The sequence below is a fragment of the Sphingopyxis soli genome, assembly GCF_018682675.1.
GTDB classification, from domain to species: domain Bacteria; phylum Pseudomonadota; class Alphaproteobacteria; order Sphingomonadales; family Sphingomonadaceae; genus Sphingopyxis; species Sphingopyxis soli.
On record NZ_JAFMTR010000006.1, the window covers coordinates 1 to 9,011 of the forward strand.

Annotated in this window: 11 protein-coding genes; all 11 read left to right on the plus strand. The window is 67.3% G+C overall.

Annotation, left to right across the window (positions count from 1 at the left end; translation table 11 throughout):
• Positions 1-72 precede the first annotated feature (72 nt).
• A complete protein-coding gene (locus J1N50_RS00465) occupies positions 73-426 on the plus strand; it encodes a YbaN family protein (protein WP_215348993.1) in 354 nt (117 codons plus the stop codon).
• Between the two features lie 336 nt (positions 427-762).
• Positions 763-1,509, plus strand: coding sequence for a heme ABC transporter permease CcmC (gene ccmC, locus J1N50_RS00470; RefSeq protein ID WP_215348996.1), 747 nt, complete (start codon positions 763-765; stop codon positions 1,507-1,509).
• 4 nt (positions 1,510-1,513) lie between these two features.
• Complete coding sequence (locus tag J1N50_RS00475) at positions 1,514-1,669, plus strand: hypothetical protein (protein WP_167541752.1); 156 nt, start codon at positions 1,514-1,516, stop codon at positions 1,667-1,669.
• Complete coding sequence (gene ccmE / locus J1N50_RS00480) at positions 1,666-2,103, plus strand: cytochrome c maturation protein CcmE (protein WP_215349001.1); 438 nt, start codon at positions 1,666-1,668, stop codon at positions 2,101-2,103. The genes J1N50_RS00475 and ccmE overlap by 4 nt, the downstream gene beginning before the upstream one ends.
• Before the next feature lie 100 nt (positions 2,104-2,203).
• Positions 2,204-4,174 (plus strand): heme lyase CcmF/NrfE family subunit, encoded by a 1,971-nt coding sequence (locus J1N50_RS00485; RefSeq protein ID WP_215349004.1) that lies wholly within the window; start codon positions 2,204-2,206, stop codon positions 4,172-4,174.
• On the plus strand, positions 4,171-4,701 hold the full coding sequence (locus J1N50_RS00490) for a DsbE family thiol:disulfide interchange protein (RefSeq protein ID WP_215349007.1): 531 nt from the start codon (positions 4,171-4,173) through the stop codon (positions 4,699-4,701). Before J1N50_RS00485 ends, J1N50_RS00490 begins: the two co-directional genes overlap by 4 nt.
• A gap of 2 nt (positions 4,702-4,703) precedes the next feature.
• Positions 4,704-5,129, plus strand: coding sequence for a cytochrome c-type biogenesis protein (locus tag J1N50_RS00495; protein WP_215349010.1), 426 nt, complete (start codon positions 4,704-4,706; stop codon positions 5,127-5,129).
• Positions 5,126-5,788: a tetratricopeptide repeat protein gene (locus J1N50_RS00500; protein ID WP_215349012.1), complete on the plus strand. Its 663-nt coding sequence runs from the start codon at positions 5,126-5,128 to the stop codon at positions 5,786-5,788. The genes J1N50_RS00495 and J1N50_RS00500 overlap by 4 nt, the downstream gene beginning before the upstream one ends.
• Positions 5,789-5,844: 56 nt before the next feature.
• Positions 5,845-7,806 carry a potassium transporter Kup gene (locus J1N50_RS00505; protein WP_215349015.1) on the plus strand — a complete coding sequence of 654 codons (1,962 nt, stop codon included), beginning with the start codon at positions 5,845-5,847 and terminating at the stop codon, positions 7,804-7,806.
• A 103-nt stretch (positions 7,807-7,909) separates the two neighbouring features.
• Positions 7,910-8,734, plus strand: a complete 825-nt coding sequence (locus tag J1N50_RS00510) for a hypothetical protein (RefSeq protein WP_215349018.1) — start codon at positions 7,910-7,912, stop codon at positions 8,732-8,734.
• A gap of 73 nt (positions 8,735-8,807) precedes the next feature.
• On the plus strand, positions 8,808-9,011 hold a 204-nt coding region (locus tag J1N50_RS00515), incomplete at its 3' end, for a hypothetical protein (protein ID WP_215349021.1).

The window sequence follows — 9,011 nt, forward strand, 5'->3', positions numbered from 1 at the left end:
CATCCCGGCGAAGGCCGGGATGACGATATTGTTGGCTGGCGTCGGGTCCGGAATTCGCTAAGCCTGCCTGCGATGAAACGGCATTTCTATCTGGTCGCAGGCTGGGCTTCGCTGGGACTCGGCGCGATCGGTGCGTTCCTGCCGCTGCTGCCGACGGTGCCGTTCGTCATCCTTGCGGCCTTCTGCTTCGCCAATTCGTCGCCGCGGCTCGAGGCGTGGCTGCTGAACCATCCGCATTTCGGACATCATATCGTCGCCTGGCGCGAGAAGGGCGCGATCAGCCGCAAAGGCAAGGTTGCGGCGACTGTCGCGTTCGCCGCGAGTATCGTGCTGGCGGCGATCCTGTCGCCCTGGCCGTGGGTCATGGTGCCGGTGATTGCGGCGGCGGTAACCGGGAGCTGGATCTGGACGCGGCCCGAGGGGTGATCCTCCGAGGCGAGCATTGCACGAAGAAGCGAAATCCTCCCTGTCGGGAAGCGATGGGGAGGGGAACCATCGCGAAGCGGTGGTGGAGGGGCCGCGAGCGTCAGCGAGCGCTACGCGCTCCGCCCCTCCGTCAGCCCTCCGGGCTGCCACCTCCCCATGGCTGCGCCACAGGGAGGATCAACGGTCGCAGCCGTTTGGGTCGCGGCTTGCAACGGCAGGGAGCATGGGGCGAGGCTTGACCTCCGGCTCGCTACGGGCAACAGAAGCCCCGCCGGGTCGCGCCGGGGCAATTCACTGGACCGACAAATCGGCCTCACCTAAAGACGACGCGAACCGATGCACGCTTACGCCAATCCGACCCGCTTTCTGGCGATCGCCAAGCCGCTGACGCCGTGGCTGCTCGGCGTCGGGCTGTTGCTCGTGCTGGGCGGCGCTTTCGCGGGGCTGACGATGGTGCCGGGCGAAGCGAAGCAGGGCGAGACCGCCCGCATTCTCTATGTTCATGTGCCCTCCGCCTGGCTCGGCATGGGCGGCTGGACGAGCCTTGCCGTCGCCGGACTGGTGCAACTGGTCTGGCGCCATCCGCTGTCGGGAATTGCCGCGCGGGCGATCGCGGTGCCGGGGATGCTGTTCACTGCGCTGTGCCTCGCGACGGGATCGATCTGGGGCAAGCCGACCTGGGGCACCTGGTGGGAATGGGACGGGCGGATGACCTCGATGCTCGTGCTGCTCTTTCTCTATGCGGGCTTCATCGCGCTGACCAACGGCGACGCCAACGGAGCGGGGGGGCAGCGGCAGGGCGGTTCGCTGTCGCGCGGCGCCGCGATCTATGCGCTCGTCGGCGCGATCAACATTCCGATCATCAACCGCAGCGTCGTCTGGTGGAACAGCCTGCATCAGGGGCCGAGCATCACGCTGGGCGGATCGAGTATCGACAAGACGCTGCTCTGGCCTTTGGGCTTGACCGTGCTGGGCTTTTCGCTGCTATTCGGTGCGATCGTGCTGATGCGGATGCGGCGGATCATCGCCGACAACCGCGTTGCGGCGCGGCTGCGGCGGCTCGCCGACGACGAGGGAAACTGACGGTATGACGGGGGTGATCAGCGGGGGCGGGCAGTGGGCCTATGTGGCGGCGGCCTATATCCTGACCGCATTGCTGACCGGCGGGGTGTTGTGGACGAGCTGGCGGGCCATGGCGAAAGCCGAGAAGCGTAGCGATGCGCTGCGCAAGGATCGCAAATGAAGGCGAAGCATCAACGACTTGTTCTGGCCGCCGTCGCGCTGTGCGGCGTCGCGGGCGCGGGCGTGCTCGCCGCGAGTGCGCTGCGCGACGAAGCAGCCTATTTCCGGACTCCCGCCGAAGTCGTGGCCGGCAAGACGACGGTCGGCGAGCCGATGCGGCTCGGCGGCATGGTCGCCTCGGGCAGCATCAGGCGGCAGGCCGACGGGCTGACGATCGATTTCGTCGCGACCGACGGCAAGGCGTCGATCCCGGTCCGGTTCAAGGGAATCGTCCCCGACCTGTTTGCCGAAAATTCCGGGATGGTCGCCGACGGCCGGATGCGCGCCGACGGAGTCTTCGTCGCCGACCGTATCCTCGCCAAGCATGACGAGCGCTATATGCCGCCGCAGATGGGCGATATGCCGAAGAATATGAAGGTGCCGGCAACGACATGACTGGTGCCAATTTCGCGTCATCCCGGCGAAAGCCGGGATCTCCGGCGTCCGACCAGAACGATAGCGGTCCCAGCCTTCGCTGGGACGACGAGCTTTTCCAATGATCGCCGAACTCGGTCTCGCCCTGCTCTGGATCGCGGCGGCGCTCGCGTGCCTGTCGCTGGTTGCGGGTATCGTTTTCCTGCGCACCGGCAAGGATGACCTCGCCGCGCTGGTGCGCCCGGCGAGCGTCGCGCAAGGGCTGCTGACGGCGACCGCTTTTGCGCTGCTGATCGCGCTGTTCGTCCGGTCCGACATGTCGGTCGAGCTGGTCGCGCGCAACAGCCACAGTTTGAAGCCGATGCTGTTCAAGGTCGCCGGCGCCTGGGGCAATCACGAGGGGTCGATGCTGCTGTGGCTGACGATCCTCGGCGTATCGGGCGCGCTCGTCGCGATCTTCGAGAAGCGGCTGCGCAACGACACGCTGGTCGCGACGCTCGCGGCGCAGGCGGCATTGAGCCTGGGCTTCTTCGCTTTCCTCCTCTTCTCGTCCAACCCGTTCAAGCGGCTGCCGGTGGCGCCGCCCGACGGGCAGGGGCTCAACCCGCTGTTGCAGGACCCGGGCCTCGCCTTCCACCCGCCGACGCTCTACGTCGGTTATGTCGGCATTTCGGTCGCGTTCAGCTTTGCGGTCGGCGCGCTGATCACGCGCGAGATCGGGCCCGCGTTCGCGCGCGCGATGCGGCCGTGGGTGCTCGGGAGCTGGATCTTCCTGACGCTCGGCATCACCGCGGGCAGTTACTGGGCCTATTACGAGCTTGGCTGGGGCGGCTGGTGGTTCTGGGATCCGGTCGAGAATGTCTCGCTGATCCCGTGGCTCGCAGGGACCGCGCTGCTCCACTCGGTTGCGGTGACCGCAACGCGCAACGCGCTGCGCGCGTGGACGGTGATGCTGGCGGTGATCGCTTTCTCGATGTCGATGGTCGGGACGTTCATCGTCCGGTCGGGCCTGCTGACAAGCGTTCACAGTTTCGCGGTCGATCCCGAGCGCGGCACCTTCCTGCTGGCGCTGATGGCGATTTACATCGGCGGGGCGCTGACCTTGTTCGCAATGCGCGCGGGCGCGGTCGCCGAGGGCAAGAAATTCGCGCTGATGAGCCGCGAAGGCTCGCTGGTGATCAACAACCTGCTGCTGACGACGATCCTCGCGCTCGTGCTGCTCGGCACGCTCTATCCGATCGTCGCCGAGGCGATGGGCGAGAAGATTTCGGTCGGCCCGCCCTATTACAACAAGGTCGCCGGTCCCCTTGCGCTGATCCTGTGCCTGGTGATGGTCGCGGGACCGCTGCTGAGCTGGCGCAAGGACGACGGCAAAAAGCTCTGGTCGCGCCTGCCCGCGGCGGCGTTTGCGGGCGCGGCCGTGCTGTTCGGGCTCGTGCTGTTCGGCGGCAAGGTCGGCGTGCTGCCGCTGCTCGGCATGACGGTCGCGGGCGTTGTCGCGGTGGCGAGCATCGCGCCGCTGTGGAAGCGCAACCTGCGCCGCACGCCGTTGCCGACCTGGGGCATGGTGATTGCGCATTTCGGGGTGGCGGTCGCGCTGGCGGGCATGGCCGCCGAAAGCGCTTTCATCAAGGAACGCCTCGTCGCCGCGGCGCCGGGCGAGACGGTGAAGGTCGACGATTTCAGCGTGAAGTTCGCGGGCGTATCGCCGGTAGCGGGGCCGAATTATACCGCGATCCGCGGTACGCTGATCGCAACAACCCCGTCGGGCGCGTCGTTCACGCTGCACCCCGAGGCGCGCATGTTTCCCGGATTGATGGGGACGGCGCCCACCGAGACCAACGAGGCGGCGCTGCTGACGCGGCCGGGCGGGCAGCTCTATGTGGTGTTGGGCCAGCCGGTGCCGGGCGCCGACGGCATGTCGGCCGATCGCTATCAACTGCGCCTGTGGTGGAAGCCGCTGGTGTGGTGGATCTGGCTCGGCGGCGCGCTGATCGCGATCGGCGCGGCGCTGTCGCTGCTCGGGCGCGCGCAATTGATCGAAATCTGGCGTGTGCGGCGCGCGCGCAAGGCGCAGGAGCGCTTCGCATGAAGAAGAGCTGGGTCCTGTTCGTGCCGCTGGCGATCATGGGGCTGTTGTTCGGCGCCTTCATCTATCGCCTGACGGTGCCCGCCGAGACGCTGATCCAGTCGCAATGGATCAACAAGCCGATGCCGCTGTTCGACCTGCCGCCCGCGACCGCCGGGGTCGAGGGGCTGAAGAGCAGCCAGCTCGCCGACGGCAAGCCGCGGCTGGTCAATGTGTTCGCGAGCTGGTGCATCCCGTGCCGTGCCGAGGCGCCGCAGCTCGAGGCGCTGAAAGCGGCGGGCGTGCCGATCGACGGCATTGCGATCCGCGACCGGCCCGACGATGTCGCCGCCTTCCTGCGCGAAAACGGCAATCCGTTCGACCGGATCGGGTCGGACCAGCAGAGCAGCGTGCAGATCGCGCTCGGCTCGTCGGGCGTGCCCGAGACCTTTCTGATCGACGGCAAGGGGATCATCCGCGAGCAGATCCAGGGCGTGATCCTGGCCGAGCAGGTGCCCGAGATCATCGCCAAGCTCGAGGCGATGAAGTGAGGGTGCGGCTGCTCCTTGCCACGCTGCTTGCGCTTTTTGCCGTACCGATCACGGCGCAGGATCGCCTGCCGCCAGCACCCTATGCCTATCAGCAGCTGCGCGATCCGGCGCAGGAAGCGAAGGCGAAGGCGCTGATGGAGACGCTGCGCTGCCTCGTCTGCCAGGGTCAGTCGATCGCCGACAGCGACGCGCCGCTTGCGGGCGACATGCGGCACGAGGTGCGCACGAAGATCGCGGCGGGCGAAAGCCCCGACGCGATCCGCAAGTGGCTTGTCGCGCGCTATGGCAATTGGGTGACCTACGACCCGCCGCTCGATGCGGCGACCGCGCTGCTCTGGTTCGGGCCTTTGCTGTTCCTCGCGCTCGGCGGCTGGCTGGCGTTCGGGCGGTTCCGGCGCGGCGGGACCGACGGGGAGAGCGAGATATGATCTGGCTCTGGATATTCCTCGCCGCGCTGGCGACGGTCGGCGGCATCTTCTGGCTCGGCAAGCTGCCCGCCGCGTCGCGGCCGCTCGCGGGGGCGGCGGTGATGCTGGGGCTTGCGGGCTATGCCCTGCAGGGGAGCCCTTCGCTGCCCGGCCATCCGGTCGCCAAGGCCGCCGAGCCCGACGGTTTCGGCGAGGCGATCACCGACCGTCAGCAGGGGATGGCCGACCGCTTCGGCCCGGCGGCGCAGTGGATCGGCATGTCCGACGGCTTCATGCGGACGGGAAAGACCGCGCTGGCGGCGCAGGCGCTGGAGAAGGGGCTGCAGAAATATCCCGACAATGTCGACCTGTGGGTCGGGCTCGGCAATGCGCTCGTCGCGCATGGCGGGGGCGTGATGTCGCCCGCCGCGGCGCTGGCGTTCGACGAGGCGGCGCGGCGCGATCCGAATCATCCGGCGCCGCCCTTCTTCGCCGGGCTCGCGATGGCGCAGAGCGGCGACCTGAAAGGCGCCGAGGCGGTGTGGAGCGCCCTCCTCGCGCGTTCGCCCGACGGGGCGCCGTGGCGACCGGATCTCGAGATGCGGCTGGCGCAACTGCGCGAGGCGATGGGGCCGGCGCTGCCGCCGGAAACGCCCGCCGCAGCGCCGGCGGACCGCTGAAGTGCGTTCCGATTTGGAACCTATTATCGCTGCGCAAGCTCGTCTAAAGGCGCGCAATGACTGCTGAGTCGCAACAGGCAGCAAACGGGGCGGCATCCGCCTCGACTGCTGCCGCCGAAACGGTCCATTACGGCCACGGACATCATAGCGATAGCAAGCTGAAGCTTGCCGTCGGCGCGGTCGGCGTCGTGTTCGGCGACATCGGCACGAGCCCGCTGTACGCGTTTCGCGAGACCTTTGCCGGCCATCATTCGATCGAGGCCGACCGGCTGCACATCTATGGCGTGCTGAGCCTCGTCTTCTGGTCGATGATGCTGGTCGTGACGTTCAAATATGTGCTGACGATCATGCGCGCCGACAACAAGGGCGAAGGGGGCAGTCTGGCGCTGCTCGCGCTGATCAGCCGCCAATCGGAGGGCAAGCGCTGGACCTGGCCGATCGTGCTGCTGGGCGTGTTCGCGACCGCGCTCTTCTATGGCGACAGCATGATCACCCCGGCGATGTCGGTGCTCTCGGCGACCGAGGGTCTGCAATATGTCAGCCGCGGGTTCGAGCCCTATATCGTGCCGATCGCGCTGGCGATCCTGATCGGGCTGTTCGCGATCCAGTCGCGCGGGACGGCGAAGGTCGGGGCGCTGTTCGGGCCGATCATGATGCTCTATTTCACGATGCTGGCGGTGCTGGGGATCATGCATATCCTCGACCACCCGTCGATCATCATGCACACGCTCAATCCGGTCAACGCGCTGCGCTTTTTCTATTATGACGGCTTTACCGCGTTCATCGCGCTGGGCGCGGTGGTGCTCGCGGTGACGGGGGCCGAGGCGCTGTACGCCGACATGGGGCATTTCGGACGCGCGCCGATCGGGCTGAGCTGGCTGTGCTTCGTGCTGCCGGCGCTGATGCTCAACTATATGGGGCAGGGCGCCATGGTGCTCGCGGCCGAGGTCGCGCCGACCGCGCAGCTGATCCAGGACCCCTTCTTCCTGATGATGCCCGAGGCGTGGCGCGTGCCGGTGGTCATCCTGGCGCTGCTCGCGACGATCATCGCGAGCCAGGCCGTGATATCGGGCGCCTTCTCGCTCACCCAGCAGGCGATCCAGCTGGGCTTCATGCCGCGCCTGCGCGTCGAGCATACGAGCGCGTCGGCGCAGGGGCAGATCTATATCCCGCTGGTCAACTGGGGCCTGATGGTGATGGTCATCCTGCTCGTCCTGTTCTTCGGATCGTCGAGCAACCTCGCCGCGGCCTATGGCATCGCGGTGACCGGCGCGATGTTCATCGACACCTGCCTGATGAGCGTCGTGCTGTTCGTGCTGTGGCGCTGGCCGGCGTGGAAAGCCTTGCCGGTGCTTGCGGTCTTCTTCATCGTCGATATCGCCTATTTCGGTGCGAACCTGATCAAGGTGCGCGATGGCGGCTGGGTGCCGCTGGCGATCGGCCTGACGATCTTCACGTTGCTGACGACATGGTCGCGCGGACGCAAGCTGATGCAGCAGGAAATGGCCGAGGGGGCGATGCCGATTCCGGTGTTCGTCAAATCCGCCGCGAACAGCGCGACGCGCGTCCCCGGGACGGCGGTGTTCATGACCTCCTCCTCGGACGGGGTGCCGCATGCGCTGCTCCACAACCTCAAGCACAACAAGGTGCTGCACGAGCGGATCATCCTGTTGACGATCAAGATCGCCGATGTGCCTTTCGTCCCCGAATCGAAGCTGTGCCAGCTCGAGGCGCTGGGGCAGGGGTTCCATAGGCTGGTGCTGAATTACGGCTTCATGCAGCCGGTCGACGTGCCCGAGGCGCTCAAGCGCACGACGGGCTGCGGCGGCGAGTTCAAGATGCTGGAGACGAGCTTTTTCCTCTCGCGCCAGACGCTGATCGCGGCGAGCAAGCCGGGGATGCCGATCTGGCGCGAGAAGCTGTTCGCGTGGATGCTGCGCAATTCGGAAAGCGCGATGGAATATTTCCGCCTGCCGACCAACCGCGTGGTGGAACTGGGAAGCCAGGTCGCGATCTGACCGGGTCGGCGCGGTCAACTTGCCGGAATGTCCGAATAAGCATTTGAACATTCGGGCAAGTCTTGCGATGCAGCGGTGAACCCGTAGGGGGGGTAGCAGCATCATGCAGTCGGAGCTCAGCGATCGATCGACCCGTCCGGCCTGTCCGGAACCCTTTGCACTGATCGTCGGAAAGGCGCTCGCCGGCGCCGCCCCGGACGAGGCCGAAGCCGCGTTCCGGCGGATGGGGCTCCGGCCCGAGCGGGTCGAACCGGCGGGTGACGCCGGCGCGCTGGTGAAAGGGCCGCTGTTACGGCTGCGCTTTGGCGAGGTCGCGCTGCTCGGCGGGCGAGCCGCTGCAGCCGCACTCGAACGCGCCGATCCCGATCATCCCGCGACGAGCCGCCTCGCCGCGTCCTTGCCGCCGGATTGGAGCGATGCCGGGCAGGCGTGGGCGTTTTTCGAAGAGCCGCGCGCGGCCGACGGTCGCACCCGGTCGACACCGCTGCGCGAAATCTTCAAGATGCAGGCGCCGTTGATCGACCTTCTCGACGCGAGCCATTATTTCTGGTCGCCGGCGCGCCTGTGGTCGGAGGCAGAGCAATTTCGTGCGGCCGTGACCGAAATGCTGACGAGCGGTATGCCGCCGGTGCTGCAGCTGATCGCCTTTCGCCTCGCCGATAGCGGCGCGGGGGCGGCCGTGCGGACCCGCGGGCTGGCCCTGTTCGGGGGCCAGGAACTGGAAGGCCGGATGCCGGCGGGGTGGACGGCCGCCGAAATGGTCAAGCGGCTTTCGCGGCTGGCGCTCGACATCATGCTTCATGGCCCGGTCACCGATGCGCGGCGGATGCGCGGGCTCAATCCCGGCGAATGGGTCTCGTTGTCGCCGGGGCGCGGCCGCAAAGACGGCGGCGCGACGGTCATGGTGGAATTCGGCAGCAGCTTTTGACGGCATCGCGGCGCCGGCAGGGCGCATTTCACAGAGCAGGCCGGGGCCGATCCCGCCCCGGCGCGGCGCGATCATGCGTTTCGGCCTGTTGCAGCACATGATACGGCACGCCGACCGACCGCCGCGATCCGATGCGGCTGTTTGCCGATCGGCCCCACCCGGACGAGGCGATCGACAAGCGGTTTGGCGCGCAGGGTGGAATGGCTGGTTTCGGCCGAAGCACGACATTTCCAGCATCGTCATCCTGGCTGCGGCGATGGCCTCGCTGTTTCAGGAT

Coding starts and splice junctions, on each gene's coding strand:
- J1N50_RS00465 (WP_215348993.1), top strand. CDS start 73: ATGAAACGGCATTTCTATCTGGTCGCAGGCTGGGCTTCGCTGGGACTC.
- ccmC (WP_215348996.1), top strand. CDS start 763: ATGCACGCTTACGCCAATCCGACCCGCTTTCTGGCGATCGCCAAGCCG.
- J1N50_RS00475 (WP_167541752.1), top strand. CDS start 1,514: ATGACGGGGGTGATCAGCGGGGGCGGGCAGTGGGCCTATGTGGCGGCG.
- ccmE (WP_215349001.1), top strand. CDS start 1,666: ATGAAGGCGAAGCATCAACGACTTGTTCTGGCCGCCGTCGCGCTGTGC.
- J1N50_RS00485 (WP_215349004.1), top strand. CDS start 2,204: ATGATCGCCGAACTCGGTCTCGCCCTGCTCTGGATCGCGGCGGCGCTC.
- J1N50_RS00490 (WP_215349007.1), top strand. CDS start 4,171: ATGAAGAAGAGCTGGGTCCTGTTCGTGCCGCTGGCGATCATGGGGCTG.
- J1N50_RS00500 (WP_215349012.1), top strand. CDS start 5,126: ATGATCTGGCTCTGGATATTCCTCGCCGCGCTGGCGACGGTCGGCGGC.
- J1N50_RS00505 (WP_215349015.1), top strand. CDS start 5,845: ATGACTGCTGAGTCGCAACAGGCAGCAAACGGGGCGGCATCCGCCTCG.
- J1N50_RS00510 (WP_215349018.1), top strand. CDS start 7,910: ATGCAGTCGGAGCTCAGCGATCGATCGACCCGTCCGGCCTGTCCGGAA.